The sequence below is a fragment of the Paracoccus sp. TOH genome (assembly GCF_030388245.1).
GTDB classification, from domain to species: Bacteria; Pseudomonadota; Alphaproteobacteria; order Rhodobacterales; family Rhodobacteraceae; genus Paracoccus; species Paracoccus simplex.
On sequence record NZ_CP098361.1, the window covers coordinates 42,600 to 59,284 of the forward strand.

16 protein-coding genes are annotated in these 16,685 nt (G+C 68.1%); 6 read left to right on the forward strand and 10 right to left on the reverse strand.

All coding sequences use genetic code 11. The features are described 5' to 3' along the window. The first annotated feature begins 4 nt into the window (after positions 1-4). From NBE95_RS10865 to NBE95_RS10880, 4 genes are read left to right on the forward strand one after another with little or no spacing between them, the layout of a single operon-like run. Positions 5-271: a sarcosine oxidase subunit delta gene (locus NBE95_RS10865; protein WP_289895472.1), complete on the forward strand. Its 267-nt coding sequence runs from the start codon at positions 5-7 to the stop codon at positions 269-271. Then, positions 268-3,153: a 2Fe-2S iron-sulfur cluster-binding protein gene (locus NBE95_RS10870; RefSeq protein WP_289895473.1), complete on the forward strand. Its 2,886-nt coding sequence runs from the start codon at positions 268-270 to the stop codon at positions 3,151-3,153. Before NBE95_RS10865 ends, NBE95_RS10870 begins: the two co-directional genes overlap by 4 nt. After that, on the forward strand, positions 3,154-3,759 hold the full coding sequence (locus NBE95_RS10875) for a hypothetical protein (protein ID WP_289895474.1): 606 nt from the start codon (positions 3,154-3,156) through the stop codon (positions 3,757-3,759). Between the two features lie 29 nt (positions 3,760-3,788). Then, the gene (locus NBE95_RS10880; RefSeq protein WP_289895475.1) at positions 3,789-4,547 is read left to right on the forward strand and encodes an aspartate dehydrogenase domain-containing protein; all 759 of its coding nucleotides are present in this window, start codon (positions 3,789-3,791) and stop codon (positions 4,545-4,547) included. A gap of 92 nt (positions 4,548-4,639) precedes the next feature. Here the strand turns inward: NBE95_RS10880 and NBE95_RS10885 are convergent, their stop codons facing one another. Genes NBE95_RS10885 through NBE95_RS10900 form a run of 4 tightly spaced genes read right to left on the reverse strand, consistent with a single transcriptional unit; the run spans position 4,640 to position 7,866 of the window. Continuing rightward, complete coding sequence (locus NBE95_RS10885) at positions 4,640-5,389, reverse strand: amino acid ABC transporter ATP-binding protein (protein WP_289895476.1); 750 nt, start codon at positions 5,387-5,389, stop codon at positions 4,640-4,642. A gap of 10 nt (positions 5,390-5,399) precedes the next feature. Further along, positions 5,400-6,275 carry an amino acid ABC transporter permease gene (locus tag NBE95_RS10890; RefSeq protein ID WP_289895477.1) on the reverse strand — a complete coding sequence of 292 codons (876 nt, stop codon included), beginning with the start codon at positions 6,273-6,275 and terminating at the stop codon, positions 5,400-5,402. After that, a complete protein-coding gene (locus tag NBE95_RS10895; RefSeq protein WP_289895478.1) occupies positions 6,265-7,020 on the reverse strand; it encodes an amino acid ABC transporter permease in 756 nt (251 codons plus the stop codon). The genes NBE95_RS10890 and NBE95_RS10895 overlap by 11 nt, the downstream gene beginning before the upstream one ends. Positions 7,021-7,032: 12 nt before the next feature. Continuing rightward, positions 7,033-7,866, reverse strand: coding sequence for a transporter substrate-binding domain-containing protein (locus NBE95_RS10900; protein WP_289895479.1), 834 nt, complete (start codon positions 7,864-7,866; stop codon positions 7,033-7,035). A 149-nt stretch (positions 7,867-8,015) separates the two neighbouring features. On the opposite strand from NBE95_RS10900, the gene NBE95_RS10905 reads away from it, so the two are divergent. Next, positions 8,016-8,798 carry a transporter substrate-binding domain-containing protein gene (locus NBE95_RS10905; RefSeq protein ID WP_289895480.1) on the forward strand — a complete coding sequence of 261 codons (783 nt, stop codon included), beginning with the start codon at positions 8,016-8,018 and terminating at the stop codon, positions 8,796-8,798. Next, the gene (locus NBE95_RS10910; RefSeq protein ID WP_289895481.1) at positions 8,795-11,422 is read left to right on the forward strand and encodes an ATP-binding protein; all 2,628 of its coding nucleotides are present in this window, start codon (positions 8,795-8,797) and stop codon (positions 11,420-11,422) included. The genes NBE95_RS10905 and NBE95_RS10910 overlap by 4 nt, the downstream gene beginning before the upstream one ends. Here the strand turns inward: NBE95_RS10910 and NBE95_RS10915 are convergent. Genes NBE95_RS10915 through NBE95_RS10940 form a run of 6 tightly spaced genes read right to left on the reverse strand, consistent with a single transcriptional unit; the run spans position 11,410 to position 16,575 of the window. Continuing rightward, positions 11,410-12,207, reverse strand: coding sequence for a response regulator (locus NBE95_RS10915; RefSeq protein ID WP_289895482.1), 798 nt, complete (start codon positions 12,205-12,207; stop codon positions 11,410-11,412). The two genes, NBE95_RS10910 and NBE95_RS10915, sit on opposite strands and share 13 nt — an antisense overlap. A gap of 27 nt (positions 12,208-12,234) precedes the next feature. Then, positions 12,235-12,975, reverse strand: coding sequence for a GntR family transcriptional regulator (locus NBE95_RS10920; protein ID WP_289895483.1), 741 nt, complete (start codon positions 12,973-12,975; stop codon positions 12,235-12,237). Positions 12,976-12,997: 22 nt separating this feature from the next. Continuing rightward, complete coding sequence (locus NBE95_RS10925; RefSeq protein WP_289895484.1) at positions 12,998-14,047, reverse strand: Gfo/Idh/MocA family oxidoreductase; 1,050 nt, start codon at positions 14,045-14,047, stop codon at positions 12,998-13,000. After that, on the reverse strand, positions 14,044-14,784 hold the full coding sequence (locus tag NBE95_RS10930; protein WP_289895485.1) for an SDR family oxidoreductase: 741 nt from the start codon (positions 14,782-14,784) through the stop codon (positions 14,044-14,046). Before NBE95_RS10930 ends, NBE95_RS10925 begins: the two co-directional genes overlap by 4 nt. A 9-nt stretch (positions 14,785-14,793) precedes the next feature. After that, positions 14,794-16,107 (reverse strand): TRAP transporter large permease subunit, encoded by a 1,314-nt coding sequence (locus NBE95_RS10935; RefSeq protein ID WP_289895486.1) that lies wholly within the window; start codon positions 16,105-16,107, stop codon positions 14,794-14,796. Between the two features lie 3 nt (positions 16,108-16,110). Further along, positions 16,111-16,575, reverse strand: coding sequence for a TRAP transporter small permease (locus NBE95_RS10940; protein ID WP_289895487.1), 465 nt, complete (start codon positions 16,573-16,575; stop codon positions 16,111-16,113). Positions 16,576-16,685: the final 110 nt, after the last annotated feature.

Here is a 16,685-nt window from a genome sequence, read left to right on the forward strand (position 1 = left end):
AACCATGAAGATCATGACCTGCCCGCTGAACGGGCCCCGCAACATCTCGGAATTCCAGTGGCTCGGGCCGGTGCATGACGATGCCGAGCTGACGGCCGCCGCGCTGGTCCGGCATCTGTTCTTTGCGCCGAACCCGATGGGGGTGCTGCGCGAATGGTGGCGGCACACGCCGTCGAACACGGTGTTCATCGCCGAGCGCAACCTGATCACCGACGAAATCCTGCGGACCTATCTGAAACCGGCCGCCGACAACATCGCGAGCGTCGCATGACGAACAGACTTGGCAGCGGCTGGGGAAGCCGCATCGACCGGGGCCGCGCCCTGGCCTTCACCTTCGAGGGCCGCCGCGTCGCCGGCCATCCGGGCGACACCATCGCCAGCGCGCTGGCCGCGAATGGCGAATGGGTGCTGTCGCGCTCGTTCAAGTATCACCGGCCGCGCGGCATCCTGACCATGTGTGGGCAGGACGCGAACACCCTGGTCCAGATCGGAGAGGAGCCGAATGTCCGCGCCGACCTGCGGCTGGCGTCCGACGGCATCGCCGTGACGCCGCAGAACGTCAAGGGCAGCCTGCGCCGCGACCGCGGACAGATCATCGAACGCTTTGGCCGCTTCCTGCCGGTTGGCTTCTACTATCGCACCTTCTTCGGACCCCGCCGGTCGAGCTGGCTGAAACTGTGGGAGCCGATGATCCGCGCCTCTGCCGGGCTTGGCACGGTCAGCACCGATGCCGCGCCCCGGCGCTATGTCAAGGAAACCCGGCATTGCGACGTGCTGGTCGTGGGCGGCGGTCCCGCAGGGCTTGCCGCCGCGATCCGCGCGGCCGAGGCCGGGGCCGGGGTGATCCTGGTCGAAAAGGAGCCGGAACTGGGCGGGGCCCTGACCTATGCCCGCTTCGCAGCGGACGCGGGCCTGGGCGCCCGGCACCTGTCCGCGCTGCGGGACAGGGCCCTTGCCCTGCCGGGCGTTTCGGTGATGACCGGCGCGACCTGCAACGGCCGCTTTGCCGACAACTGGCTGCCGGTGATCAGCGGCGACCGGCTGGTGCGCATCCGGGCGGCCGAACTGGTGCTGGCCACCGGCGCGCATGAGCAGCCGCTGGTGTTTCGCAACAACGATCTGCCGGGGATCATGCTGTCTTCGGCCGCGCAGCGCCTGATGCGGCATTACGCGGTGCGGCCGGGCCAGCGGGCGGTCGTCTATGCGGGCGACCGCGACGGCTATCTCGCCGCGCTGGACCTCGACGATGCCGGCGTCAGGATCGCCGCCATCGTCGACCCCGAGATCGAGGACCGCGACGGCCTGTCCGAGGAACTGGCGCGCCGCGGCCTGCCGGTCATGCGCGGCCGCACCCTGACTGAGGCCAAGGCCGGTCCCGGCGGGCTGCACCTGCAGTCGGTCGAGGTCCAGGACGCCGCCGGCACGCGCAAGCGGCTCGATTGCGACCTGCTGGTCGTGGCGGGGGGCTATACGCCGGGCTACCAGCTTGCGCTTCATGCCGGGGCGCGCCTTGCCTCGGACGACACCGGAACCCGATTCTCGATCACCGACGTGCCGGCGCATCTGCATCTGGCCGGCGCGGCGGCCGGGCTGTCCGATCTGGACGGCGTCATCGCCAGCGGCGAGGCGGCAGGGCTTCGCGCGGCCGCCGCGCTTGGCCTGACCCCCGCCCCCGAAGGCGCCGTGCCCGCTGCATGCGCGTGGCGCCGCAGCGCGCCGGTCGAGCCGCATCCCAAGGGCCGCGATTTCGTGGATTTCGACGAGGACCTGCAGGTCAAGGACATCGAGAACGCCGTCGCCGACGGCTATCGCGAGCTTGAACTGGTCAAGCGCTATTCGACCGTCGGCATGGGCCCTTCGCAGGGCCGGCACGCGGCGCTGCCGACGGCGCGGATCGTGGCGCGCAAGACCGCCCGCAGCCTGGCCGAGGTCGGCATCACCACCTCGCGCCCGCCCTTCGGCCCGGAAAAGCTGGGCCTGCTGGCCGATACGACGCCGGAACGCTATCGCCACACCGCGCTGCACCCCTGCCACGTGCAGGCGGGCGCCAGGATGATGCCGGTCGGCGCCTGGTGGCGGCCCTTCGTCTATCCGGGCAGCGAGCCGCCCGCCGAGGCGATCCTGCGCGAGATCCGTGCCGTGCGCGAGGACGTGGGCATGCTCGACGTCTCGACGCTGGGCAAGCTCGAGCTTCGGGGCCGCGACGCGGCTGCCTTCCTCGACCGCATCTATACCATGGCCCATGCCGGCCAGCCGGTCGGGCGGGTGCGCTATTGCCTGGCCCTGAACGAGATGGGCTCGATCCTGGACGACGGCGTGGCCTTCCGCATGTCCGAGCAGCATTTCTACGTCACCGCCACCACCGGCGCGGTCGATCGCCTTTTTGCCGAGATGACGCTGCAAAAGGCGATCTGGGGCATGCAGGTCGATATCCAGAACGTCACCGCAGCCTTTGCCGCGATCAACCTGACCGGACCGAAGGCGCGGGCGGTCTTGCAGGGACTGGCCGGCGACATCGACTTCTCGCGCGAGGCCTTCGGCTTTCTCGACGGGCGCGAGGGGATGCTGGCAGGCAGCCCGGTTCGCGTCATGCGCATCGGCTTCACGGGCGAGCTGAGCTATGAGATCCACCTGCCGCAATCCCATGCCGTCGGCATGTGGCAGGCGCTGGCCGCCGCGGGTGCCGACCTGGGGCTGCGGCCCTATGGCCTTGAGGCATCGCGGATCCTGCGGCTGGAAAAGGGCCATATCATCATCGGCCAGGACACGGACGCACTGTCGACGCCGGATCAACTGGGCATGGGCTGGGCGCTGTCGCGCAAGAAGCCGTTCTACACCGGCAAGGCCGCGGTCGAGGCGCGCCGCGCCCTGGGCGAGACGCGGCAGCTTTGCGGCTTCGTGCTGGAGGGCGGGAATGCCGCCGAGGTCGGGGAATCCGCATTGGTGCTGCACGATGGCCAGCCCGTCGGGCATGTCACCTCGTTCGGCCATTCGCCCTCGGTCGGCAAATGGATCGGGTTGGCCTATGCGCCGCCCGAACAGGCGGTGCCCGGCGCGCAAATCCGCATCAAGGGCTTTTCCGGCACCGAGGTTTCGGCCGCCGTCGTGGCCCTGCCCTTCTATGACCCGACCAATGCCCGGCAGGAGATCTGAATGACCACCGCAACCATCGCCACCCGGCACTGGCCGCTGTCCCAACGGCTGCCCGCCGTGGATCGGCTGCCCGCATCGGGCGAATCCTGGCTGACTGACCTGTCCGCCCTGCCGCGCATGGGCTTGCGCGGGCCGGGAACTGCGGACTGGCTGGCGGCACAGGGGCTGTCCCTGCCCGGCCCCATCGACCGGACCCTCGACCTGCCCGGCCTGACCCTGGTGCCGCTGGGCGCCGAGGAAGCGGTCATCCTGCCCGATCCGCATGGCGATCCCGGCGCGATCCGGCGGCTGCGCGATGCCTGGCGGCAGAGCCCGGGGCCCAAGGGCTTCGACGCCTATCGGGATGAAACCTGGGCCTGGTTCCGGCTGACCGGACCCGCCGCCGAGCAGGCGCTGCCCCTGCTGACGGCGCTGGACACCCGCCCTGCCGCGTTTCCCGCGGCTGCGGTGGCGCAGACCCGCGTCATGCACATGGACGCGGTGATCCTGCGCAGCGCGGACGGCGGCGCGCTGGACCTGCTGTTCGACATCGCCTCGTCGGGCTATGCCCTGGACTTCATCGAGGACGTGATTCCCGACATCCGCACGGCGCGGCTGGCCGGATGATCGACGCGATAAACCAAGCGGAGGGTGCGATGCGCATCGGTATCATCGGGGCGGGCACGATCGGCAAGACGATCATCCGCGACCTTCAGCGGCGGGGTGACGTGGCCATCGACTTCGTGCTGGTGCGCGAGACGGCGCGGGCCGACTGGCTGGACCTGCCGCCCGCGACCTTCATCAGCGACGAGAGCGAGGCGCTGGCCCGCGGCGTCGACCTGATCGTCGAAACCGCCATGCCCGAACTGGTGGCGCGGCTGGCGCCCCGCGCGCTGGAGCGCTCGGATTTCTGCGCCTTCAGCGGCACGGCGCTGGCCGACGCGGCAGTCGAGCGCGCGATCCGCGATGCGGCTGCCGCCAGCGGCCGGCGCTTCTTCGTGCCGCATGGCGCCGTGCTGGCGCTGGACGGGCTGGAGGACGGGCGCGAATTGCTGCAATCGGTCACCATCACCACGACGAAAAGCGGCAAGAGCCTTGGCCTCGACCCCGATGCCCAAGGGCTCGTCTTCGAGGGCACGGCGCGCGAGGCCTGCAAGCGCTTCCCCCGCAACGTCAACGTCCATGCCGCGATCGCGCTGGCCGGGATCGGGCTCGACCGGACCGTCAGCCGCATCGTCGCCGTGCCCGGCCAGCAGGAGAACGAGCACCGCATCGAGATCCGCGGCGAGGGGCTGGAATGGACCCTCGAGATCGCCTCGCGCTCGCTGGGCGGGGTCACGGGGTCCTACACGCCCCATTCTGCGGCAGGCTCGGTCCGGCGCATCCTGGGCGGCAGCGGCATCAGGATGGCCTGACGATCCGCGTCCGCCGCAAAGGAAAAAGCCGGCGCCACAAGGGCGCCGGCTTTTTTTGCAGCATTCCGGGGCGGCAAGCGCCGCCTCCCGGCCTAGAGAACCTGATCCAGAAAGGCGCGTGTCCTCGGATCCTGGGCATTGGTGAAGAACTCGGCTGGCGCGCCATGTTCGACGATCACACCGCGGTCGGTGAAGTAGATGTGGTCTGCCACCTCGCGGGCAAAGCCCATCTCATGCGTGACCAGGATGCAGGTCATGCCATCGGCCGCAAGATCCTTGATCGTCACCAGCACCTCCTTGACCGTCTCGGGGTCGAGTGCGGCCGTCACCTCGTCGAACAGCATGACGTCGGGCCGCATCGCCAGCGAACGGGCAATGGCGACGCGCTGCTGCTGGCCGCCGGACAGCTCGCCGGGATAGTGGTTCTCTTTCCCCTCCAGCCGGACCTTCTTCAGCAGCGCCTTGGCCCGCGCCTCGACCTCGGCCGGATTTTCCCGCAGCACCTTGATCGGGGCCATCATCACGTTCTGCAGCGCGGTCTTGTGCGGGAACAGGTTGTATTGCTGGAAGACCATGCCGACCTTGCGGCGCAACGCCAGCTTGTCCAGCTTGGCGTCATGCACCTCTTGCCCCTCGACCTGGATCGAGCCGGCCTGGATGTCGTTCAGCGCATTGATGCAGCGGATCAGCGTCGATTTGCCCGAGCCGGACGGGCCGATGATGCAGATCACCTCGCCCTTCATGATGTCCATGCTGATCCCGCGCAGGACCTCGACCTGGCCATAGGATTTGTGAACGTCGCGGATGCTGACGATCGGCTGTTCGGCAGTCCATTGCGTCATGGGACACCTTTCAGGTTTTGACCGCGAACCGACGCTCGAGCCACATGGTCAGGCGGGCGATCGGGTAGCAGTAGACGAGAAACAGAACGAGGGCGAAGCCATAGAAGGGCAGCAGCAGCTCGGGGCGGTTGCCCTCGGCCTCCATGGCCTGACGGGTCAGGCTGATGATCTCTCCCACCCCCAGCAGCGAACACAGCGGCGTGGACATGGTCAGGATGGCATACCAGTTCATCCAGGGCGGCAGCATCCGCTTGAAGCATTGCGGCAGGATGATCTGCCAGATGGTCTGGCGCCGGGTGAAGCCCAGCGATTCCGCCGCCTCCCATTGCGCCGTGGGCACGGATTGCACGGCGCCGCGCACCACCTCGGCGATATTGGCCGAAACCGGGATGGCCAGGCCGATCACCGTCTTGATCCAGCTCGGCAGCGGAATGGTCGTCCCGAAGACCGTGACCTGGAATGGCGCGGCCAGAAGCACGATGAAGAGCAGGACCAGCCAAGGGATATTGCGGAAGAACGAGACATAGCCCTGGACCACCGTCCGGATCAGGCGGTTGCGGCTGATCAGCCCCAGCCCGGCAAAGGCGCCCGCCAGAGTCCCGATCGCCATCGCGCAGACCGAGATCAGCACGTTGAACAGGAACCCCTGCACGAACAGGAAGGGGATCCAGCGCAAGAGCTTGTCCAGCGGGCTTTCCGCCACGACCGCGGATTGCGCCATGACCGCAGCCGGAAGCAGCAGCGCCGCCGCGGTCAGCCAGGCCAGGGGAATGGCACCCAGCCAGCGGACCAGAAAGAATTCGTCATGCGCCGGCCCGCGCGGGGCAAAGGGCAAGAGCACGGGAAGGTTGCCCGGCACCATCGGCACGCCGGATTTATGCGCCATAGCCAGGGATCCTCAGCTTGCGTTCCCAACGCCCCATGCCCAGCGACAGCACGCCGACCAGTCCCAGATAACAGACCAGCAGCATCAGCATCGTCGGCTTCTGCGCAGAGGGGAAATCGTTCCAGATCGAGACCGACTGATAGAGCAGCTCGGGCACGGCAATCGCGAAGGCCTGGTTCGTCGTCTTGACCAGGTTGATCAGATTGGCCGACAGCGCGGGCATCGAGATGCGCAGCGCCAGCGGAAACACCACGTTGGTATAGGTCTGCAACCGCGTCATGCCGAGCGATTCCGCCGCCTCTCGCGTCGAGTTCGGAACGGATTCGACGCCGGCGCGGAAGATCTCGATGTTGAAGGCGCCGGCGAAGAAGGAAAGCGAGATGATCGCCCAGCCCACGTTCGAGATCATCGGCACCTCGAGCCAGCCGTCCGGGCTGTATTTCGGGGTGAACTGGCCCAGGGCGAAATAGAAGAACAGCAGTTGCAGCAGCGGCGGCGTATTGCGGAAGAACTGCACATAGCCCTGCACCAACCCGCGCAGAAGACGACTTCTCGCCCCCTGCGCCCAGGCGCCCAGAATGCCGATGAGGACGGAAAAGATCAGGCAGAAGACGCTGAGCTTGATCGTCATCCACAGCCCGGTCAGCACCCGGCCCTTCTGCACATCGTCATAAAGCCAGATGAAGTTCCATTGCGGCGAGGTCGCGGCAAGGTCGCGGAAATAGGTCTGGAAATCCGTCAGCATCGGCGACCGGCCCTATTGCGCCAACGGGTCGGCCATCTGCTGGTGCATGTCCTCGAGGAAGGGGCTGGGCTTGACGTTCCACTTCTTTTCCAGCTCGATCAGCGTGCCGTCGCGGTGCCAGGTGTATTGCAGGCCCGACATGATCTGGCCAAGCGCGCAGTTCTCCTCGGGCTTGGCCACGGCCAGGCCCCAGGGGGCGAAATCCTCGACCGGAAGCGAGATCTCGAAATCGTCCCAGCCGCCGGCCGCAAGATCGGCGCCGATGGTGGTGTCGTCATAGACGAAGGCCACGCATTTCTTGTCGCGCAGCGCCTGCTTGGCCTCGGCGGCGTTGCCGAAGGCCGAGACCTTGGCACCGTAACGCTGTTCGATCTTCTGCAGGTAGAACGAGCCCTGCACGCCGCAGATCGGCTTGTCGCGCAGGTCTTCCCAGCCGGTCATCTTCACGGCCTTGGGGGTCAGGGCGGCGGTGCCCGAGGCGTAGTAGTTCGGCCCCTTGATGCCCACGATCTCGCGCCGGTCGGCGGTGTCGGTCATGGTGGCGATCATGATGTCGGTCTGGCCCTGCTGCAGGAACTGCATCCGGTTCGACGCGATCACCGGCACCAGTTCCAGCTTGACGCCCAGGGTATCGGCCACCATCTGCGCCATGTCGATTTCCAGCCCGACGATGTTGCCGTTGGTGTCGCGATAGCCCCAGGGCTTGTAATCCGCCTTGACGCCGGCGATCAGGGTGCCGCGCTGCTGGATGCGCTTCAGCCCCTCGTTCGAGCAGGTTTCCGCAGCCGCCGCGATCGGCGCAAGCGCCACCGTCGAGGCCAGGATTGCCGTGAGAATATTTTTCATTTGCGTGACTCCCCGTTGACTCGGACATCGATAACGGGCTGGTCCCGCAAGCGTGAGAGACCAAATTATTGCCCTGCCGGGGCAATAATTTCGCCGCCCCGCGGGCGGGCGATCCGTGTCATGAAGCATGCCGGGGCAAGGAGGGGACGATGACGGGCGCGGCAGATCGGGCGAACCCCAAAGCGCGGCGGCGGTTCCTGCTGGCCGCGGCGGGGCTCGTCGCCGCGCCCCGGCTTGCGTTCGGTGCCCCCGCGCCCTGGCGGGTCGTCGGCATGCAGGAATTCCCGCCCTACAACTACCGGCGGCTGGGCCGCTTCATCGGGGCCGATGTCGATATCCTGAACGCCGCCGCCCGCCGGATGGGCATCACCATGCAGATGATCCCCCTGCCCTGGCCGCGTGCGTTGCTGGCGCTGGACATGGCCGAGGCCGACGCGCTGTTCCAGCTGACAGCGACGCCGAAACGCATCCGCGACTGGCACATGATCGGCCCGCTGCGCATGACGCGGCTGGTGTTCTGCGTGCGCGGCAACTCCGACATTGCCGATGTCCCGAACGTCGATGCGCTGCGCGGCCGCTCGGTCGGCGTCGTCCGCGGCTTCACCTATACGCGCGCGTTCGACTCGGCCGCGTTCGTCCACCACGAGGGCTCGTTCGACGATGCGACCAGCCTGCGCAAGCTGCTCCTTGAGCGCGTCGACCTGGTCCTGGGCGGCGAGGCCAATCTTCGGTGGGCCATCCGCCAGCTCGGGGCCGAGGACAGGTTGCGCATCCTGCCCACCGCCCTTGCCGTGCAGCCGCGTTTCGTCGGCTTTTCGCGCGACCCCGAGGGCATGCGCAAGGCCCAGCTTCTGCAGCGCACGCTGACAGCGATGACGAACGAGGGCCAGATCAGCGCCATCCTGCGCCAGTCGCTGGCGGACCTGCCATGACGCGCTGGCTGCCGGTCAGGGGCGGCATCGCCCGCCGCGTGGTTCTGGCCGGGGCGCTGGTCAGCGTCGTCTCGGGCATCGGCCTGGGCGGAGCCAGCGCAATCCTCGACCTGCGGCGCGGCATCGAGGCGGCGCTGGGGAATGCCGAGAGCGTGCTCTATTCCGCCGCGCCTCAGCTCGAGCGCGCCTATTGGGACGTCGACCTGACCACCGCGCGCGCGATCCTCGACCGACTGGTCGACGATCCGCTGATCCAGTCGCTGCACATCCGCGACATGAAGCTGACGCGCGAGCAGCTGGCCGCCGCGCAGATCCCGCGCCTGGGCGCGACGCGGGCATTGCGCGGGACACTTTCGGCCCCGATGCGCTGGCTCATCGCGCCCGAGCGCCTGACGCGCCATCGCCAGATCCGGCTGCAGATCCCCGGCACGGGCGAGCCGATGGCCTCGCTGGACGTCACCATCTCATTCGTCAGCTTCTACCAGGATTTCGCGCATCAGGCGCTGCGGATCGTGCTGACCTCGGTTCTACAGGCGCTGTTGCTTGCGGGGCTGCTGTTCCTGCTGGTGCAGAAGCTGGTCATCTCGCCCCTGGGCGCCTTGGGCCGCGCGGCCCAGGCCCTGCGCAATGACAAGGGGTTCGTGCTGGACCCGCGCAGCCGGCGCCGCATCGCCCGGCGGCATGACGAGATCAGCGGCCTCGCGCAGGATTTCTCGCGCACCGTGGCCCAGATGGAACGCTATCGCGACCATCTGCGCGAAGAGGTCGACACCCGCACCGCCGAGCTGCTGGTGGCCCGGAACCAGGCCCTGGCGGCCTCGCGCGCGAAATCGGCCTTCCTCGCCAATATGAGCCACGAGCTGCGCACGCCGCTGAACGCGATCACCGGCCTGTCGGAACTGCTGCTGGCCGAGCGCCTGCCCGCCGCCTCGCGCCGGCAGGTCGCCGACATGCAAAGCGCCGCGCGCCAGCTTCTGGGCAGCATCGACAGCGTGCTGGACCTGTCCAAGCTGGAAGCCGGCCAGATGACCTTCGAGGCGCGGCCCTTTGCCGTCATCGCGGTCTATGACGAGATCATTGCCCAGACCCGCGCCCTGATCGGCCGAAAGCCCGTGACCCTTGACGGAGAGATCGCCCCGGGCGTGCCGGACATGGTCGCCGGCGACCGCCAGAAGCTGGTGCAGATCCTGCTGAACCTTGCCAGCAACGCGGTAAAGTTCACGCCACGGGGCCGGATCGCGCTGCGCATCTCGGCCCGGGGCGGCCGCCTGCGATGCCTGCTGGCCGATACCGGCGCGGGCATCGATCCCGACAGTCACGAGACCATCTTCTCGGCCTTCGCGCAGGCCGACGACACCATCTCGCGCGAGGTTTCGGGCACCGGGCTGGGTCTGTCCATCGCCCGCAACATGGGTTCGGGCATGGGCGGCACGCTGGGGCTGCGTAGCCGGCCGGGCCGGGGCAGCGTCTTCACCCTCGACCTGCCGCTGCATGCCGCCGCTGCGCCGCCCGCGACCGTCCAAGGGCCGCGGCCGCTGCTCGATATCGCCCCCGGCCCGGCGCGGGACCGGCTGTCGCGGATGCTGGACCGGCTGCCGCTGGCGCAAGGCGACGGGGCGCCCGTGCTGCGGCAATCGGCGACAGGATATGAACTGCAAGCCGGGCCGGGGCGGGTCGAGGCCCTGCCTGCCGTGCTGACCCACCGCGAGCTTTTGCAGGCCATCGTGCATGTCACCCGCGATACGGCGGTCGGTGAAGCATCCGGTCACGCGCTGGCCCTGCGCGAAAGGTCCGTCCTGCTGATCGAGGACAGCCGCATCAACCGCGAGGTGATCGACGCCCTGTTCCGCAAGCTCGGCGCCCGCGTCGCCGTCGCGTCGGGCGCGCGCGAGGGGCTGGCGATCCTAGAGCGCAGCACGCCCGATGTCGTCATCACAGACCTGCACATGCCCGAGGTCGACGGCTTCGCCCTGCTGCGCGCCCTGCGCGACAAGGGGGTGGAACTGCCGGTGATCGCTTCGAGCGCGGATGTCTCGGCGGTGACGCGGCGGAATTGCATCGAGGCGGGTTTCGCCGATTTCCTCGCCAAGCCCATCACCGGCGCGGCGCTGGCCGAGATCCTGGGCCGGGTGCTCGACAAGACCATGCCCGCGCTCGACCGGCAGCTGCTGGCCCGTGCCACGGCCTGCGACGACGCGCTTGCCGGGCGCTGGCTGTCGCGCCTGCCGGCCGAGATCGCCGATTGGCGCGCCCGGCTGGCGTCGGATGCCGCGCAGGCCGATACGCTGCACCTGATCCGGGGCGCCGCCTTGCAGTTGGGCGCGGTCGAGCTGGCCCGCGTGGTCGGGGAAAGCCCTGTCGACCGGGCGCGGATCGACGCCGCGATGGACCGGCTGCTTGCCTTGGCGCCCGCGCCCGCTGCGCCATCGCCCGCCGACGCGGATGGCGCGATCCTGCAGGCATGCATCGCGGCGCTGGACGCCAACGAGATGCGCGGCTTTGACTTGCTGCGGACCGTCCTGCCCCGCCTGCCGGACGAGTTGCGGACCGAGGCCGAGGCGATGAGCGAGCGGCTGGACTTCCGCGGCGCCGGCCGGATCCTGCGGCAGGCTCAGTCGGCCTGATCGTCCAGGATCCCCCGGATGGCGGCAAGCCGCGCCTCGGCGCGCTCCAGCCGGTCGGCCCGGCGCCGCATCACGTCCTCCAGCGCCGCGGCCGTCTTGCGCAGGTCAAGCTGGACCCGGATGCGCGCCAGCAGAACCGGAGGAGCAAAGGGGCGGACGATGTAGTCGCAGGCCCCGGCGGCGAAACCCTCGGTCTCGTCCTCGGTGGTGTCGAGGCTGGTCAGGAACAGGATCGGGACATTCGCCAGGCGCGGGATCGCCTTGATGCGGCGGCACAGCGCATAGCCGTCCATCCCGGCCATGCGCACGTCGAGCATGATCAGCTCGGGGCTGCCGCCCGCCATGATCCACGACAGCGCCTCGTGCGGGTCGGTATGGGCGATGACCTCATACTGGCCGCGCAGGACGTCATGCAGCCGCCGGATGTTTGCGGGCAGGTCGTCGACGATCAGGATCTGCTCGGCCTCGGCATCCTCTCCGGACACGGCGGCGGCTTCCTCGGCCTCGTCGCCGCGGATCGCATGCGAGGCCAGCGCGATATTCTCGAGGCTGCCCGAGACGGTGCGGAAATAGTTCGCGCTCCATTCCCGCAGGACCGTGCTGTTCGCCGCGCGCTCGAACAGCGACATGCCCAGATGGGATTCCAGCGCGCGGATCTGGCGGCTGACCGCCTCGCGCGAGACGTTGAGTTCGCGCGCGGCCTCCGAGAAGCTGCCCAGCCGCGCCGCAGCCTCGAAGGCGACGAGGCTTGTCAGGGGCGGAAGGTTCTTCTTGAGATTGTCCATGGCGGTGCTGTCGCGGACGCTTCCGCCTCAGCCCGCCGAGACCGAGAGGTCGAACTGCTCGACCGCCGGATCGACCCGGAACAGCACCTTCTCGACCCGATTTCGGGTCAGGACATAATGGTCCACGGCCAGCTGGTCGGCCAGTTCCACATCCTGCGCCGCGATCGCGTCGTAAAGCACGCGGTGCTGGCGCTCGGTCTCGGCCAGATGGCCGGCCAGTTCCTCGCGCGTGGTGGGACCGAGGTATTCGACCGTGCTGGTCTGGGCAAAGCACGCCCGGGCCAGCCGGATCGTGCCGAGCAGCGCGCTGTCGTAGAAGGCCGAGAAATGCCGGTTGTGCGCCGCCCTCGAGATGGCGAGGTGGAAGCGCAGGTTTGCCTCGGACCGCTCGACCCCGTTCGAGACGTCGGTGCTCTGCTCGAATTCCAGCATGGCTTCGCGGATGGCGGCCAGATCGGCATCGTTGCGATGCTCGGCGGCAAGCCGGTGGATCAGCCGGCTGGAAACCAGCAGCGCGTCGTAGAGCTTGGGCACCTCGTCGAAATCCATGGTGGCGACGATGGCCTTGCGGCCGTGGCGCTGGACCAGACCGTCGGAAATCAGCTGGATGATCGCCTCGCGGACCGGGGTGCGCGACACCTCCATCTGCTCGGCAAGATCGGCCTCGTCCAGCACCAGCCCGGGCCGCAACTCCAGACGCAGGATGGCCTCGCGCAGCCGCCGCGCGACCTTCTGGCCGTCCCTCTCATCCACCGCTTTGTTTACCATGGCCCGAAACATGTTCCCTGAGTCATCCGAATGAAGGAGCATGACAGGCCGGACCCGTCAAGGCCACCCCCGCCGCGCCTTCGGCCTGGACCGCGGTCCAGGCACCGTCGCAGGCGGCGGAGTCCGCAATCGCCGCCATCGCCGCGACGCCGGCAAGGGCCTGCGATGCGGTCACCGGATAGGGCACGTTCCACGCCACGGCGCGGGCAAAGGCGTCGAGCTCCTGCGCCAGGCTGTCGCTGGCGGCGAAGCCTTCGCTGTGCGGCGTCCCCGAAAGATCGGCGGTGACCAGCGTGTGCTGGTCGGGCATCTGCGCCCAGCCCTGTCCGCCGAACAGGTGCAGACGCCAGAAGCTGGCCGTCGACATCAGGGTCGACAGGCTGCCCGTGGCGCCCGAGGCGAAGTCGAGCGCGACATTGGTCACGTCCCTGAGGTCCGAAGGCACCGCGACATGGCGGCTGATCGCCGCGACCCGTCGCACCGGCCCCAGCAGCGCGATCATCGCATCGAGAATGTGAACCCCCATCGCCGCCATGCCGCCCGCCGGGTTTTCCGCCGTGTCGCCGCGCCACATCCCGGCCGTGTATTGATAGCCGAAACTGCCGGAAAACGCGCCCTCGACATGCAGAAGCTGGCCGAGGCCGCCGTTGCGGGCGATCTGCTCCATGCGTCGGAAACCGGGCAGGAAACGGCGATTGAACCCGACGCAAAGCCTGATCCCCGCCGCCTCGGCCGCGGCGGTCGCGGCCTGGGCATCTTCGAGTCGCAGCGCCAACGGCTTTTCGACGAACACATGCTTTCCCGCCTCTGCCGCCTGGATGATCTGCCGGGCGTGCTGGCTGTGCGGCGTGGCCAGGACCACTGCGTCGATCCGGGGATCCGCCAGAACCTCCTCGTAGCTGCCGAGCAGGTCGAGGCCGCGGTCCCGGCACCAGGCTTCGGCCTTTTCCGGGCTGCGCGTGGCGCCATGGGTCAGGCGCAGGGCCGAGGCCGGGTTGGCGATATTGGCATCCGCAAGCGCCTGTCCCCAGCGGCCCAGACCGATGATCGCGGCACGGATCTCGCCGCTCACAGCTTGGCCCCGCCGTCGATGACGACGGCGCCCCCGGTCATGAAGCCGGACAGGTCCGAGGCGAGATAGACCGCAAGCTCGGCGATCTCGGCCGGGGTGCCCATGCGGCCCAGCGGCTGCCGGGCGCCGAAGGCCCGGCGCGCGGCGGCGCTGTCCGCCATGGCCTCGATCCGGGCGGTCATCGACGGCGTCTCGACCGCCGAGGGGCAGATCGCATTGCAGCGGATGCCCTGCGCCGCATAATCCAGCGCGACCGATTTCGTCATGCCGATCACCCCGGCCTTGGTCGCGCCGTAGGCGAAGCGGTCCGGCGCCGCGCCGATCGAGGAGATGACCGAGGCGATGTTGACGATGCTGCCCCGCCCGGCCGGCGCCATCAGCCCCAACGCCGCCCGCATCATCAGGAAGATCGAGGTCATGTTCAGGTCAAGCGAGCGCCGCCAGTCGTCGGCTGTGCAATCGGTCAGCCTGCCGACCGCGACCATGCCGGCGCAGTTCACCTGCACATCCAGGCGGCCGAGCCCGGCGTGAAAGCCCTGGACCGCATCCGGGTCGGTCACGTCGACCCGTGCGACCCGGAGGCCGGGATGCTCCCGCGCCAACAGCTCCAGCCCCGCCTCGTCTCGGTCCAGGGCATGGACGCCGGCCCCCTCGCGCAGGAAGGCCAGCACGGTTTCGCGCCCGATGCCCGCCGCCGCGCCGGTGACGACGCAGACCTTGTCCTTCAGCCGTGCCATCTTGTCGCCCTATTTGTTGAACAGGTGGTCGGGCAGCCACAGCACGATCTGTGGAAAGACCGTGATCAGCGCAACGCCCAGGCACATCAGCAGGAAGAACGGCACACAGGCCGAGATGATGCGCGTGATCGAGGACCGGGTCAGATCCTGCAGGATGAACAGGTTGAAACCCACGGGCGGGGTGATCTGCGCCAGCTCGGCCATCAGGATCAGGAAGATGCCGAACCAGATCGGATCGAAGCCGGCGGCCACGATCAGCGGCAGGGTGATCGGCAGGCTCATCACCGTCATCGAGATACCCTCGAGGAACATGCCCAGCAGCAGGTAGAACAGCACGAGGATGGCGATGAGCTGATAGGGCGACAGCTGCAGCCCGTCGATCACCTGGGCGATATTGTGCGGAACATGCATGAAGCCCATCGCCGTCGACATGAAGGCCGCCGCGATCATGATCGCCGAGATCATGCAGCTGGTATGGACCGAAGCCTTGAGGCTGGAGACGAAGACGTCCCAGTTCAGCTGCAGCGTGCAGGCCGCGTAAAGCAGCGTCGCCGCCACGCCGATCGCCGCCGTTTCCGAAGGCGTCGCAAGGCCGGAATAGATCGCCCCCAGCACGACGCCGATCAACAGGCCGATGGGGGCGAGGTTGCCGATCCCGATCATCACGTCGCGCAATGTCGGCGCCGAGGTGTCGGCGGGCGCGACGCTGGGCCTGATGAGGCTGCAGATGATGACGAAGGTCGAATAGATGCCCGCGATCATCAGCCCCGGGATCAGCCCCGCGGCAAACAGGCGCGAGATCGACACCTCGGCCAGCACACCATAGACGATCATCATGATCGAGGGCGGGATCAGCAGGCCCAGGCTGCCCGCGCCCGCCAGCGAGCCATAGGAGAGGGCGCTGGAATAGCCGCGGCTTTTCAGCTCGGGAATGGTGATCTTGCCCACCGTCGCGGTGGTGGCGGCGCTGGAGCCGCAGATCGCCGCAAAGACCGCCGATCCGAAGATGTTCGTATGCAGCATCCGCCCGGGCAGGTAATAGGTCAGGGGCGAGAGGCCCTTGAAAAGCCGGGTCGAGACATCCGTGCGCAGGATGATCTCGCCCATCCAGATGAACATCGGAATGGCCGAAAGCTCCCATGCGGTCGAGGAGCGGATGACCAGCGGGCCTAGGATCGTGCCGATGCGGTGCAGCGGCATGTCGATGAAGAAGGCAAGCCCGGTGACCGAGACGAGCAGCAGCCCGGCAAAGACCCAGACGCCGATCCCCAGGAAGAAGATGACCAGGGCGAGGACGCCGAAGGCGACAACCAGAGATTCCAATTCCTACTCTCCCTCGATCTGTTCTTCGGGAACGCCATTGAGAACCGTGTCGAACGCTGAGGCGACGAGCTGGATCAGGAAGATGACCAGGCCGGCGAAGATCGCCGCGGCGATATACCAGGTCGGGGTCGGAACGAGCCCGGGACTGACCGAACCGCGCATGTAGTCGCGGGCCAGGATCAGCCAGACGAAGCGGGCCATGAAGGCGAAGACCGCAAATGTCGCCGCCAGGCAGAACAGCTCGACGGCGATCGCGGCATTGCCCCGCAGATGCCGGCGCAGCAGGCTGACGCGGACATGCTTGCGGCTGGCGAAGGTATGGCCCATGGCCAGGAAGGCCATGGCGCCGGTCGCATAGCCGACGAATTCCCCCATGGTATTGGTCGAACTGGCGAAGAAGTTCCTCAGCACGATTTCCAGGATGATATGGACGACGATATAGACCAGAAGCAGCGCGGCGATCGCCATCCCTGCCCCTGAACATGCCGCGGAAACGCGGTTGACCGCATGCGAAAGCATGATTGACACCTCAGCAAGGGGTTGCAGGCCGGGGGCGCGCCTTTCCTGCGCCCCCGCGG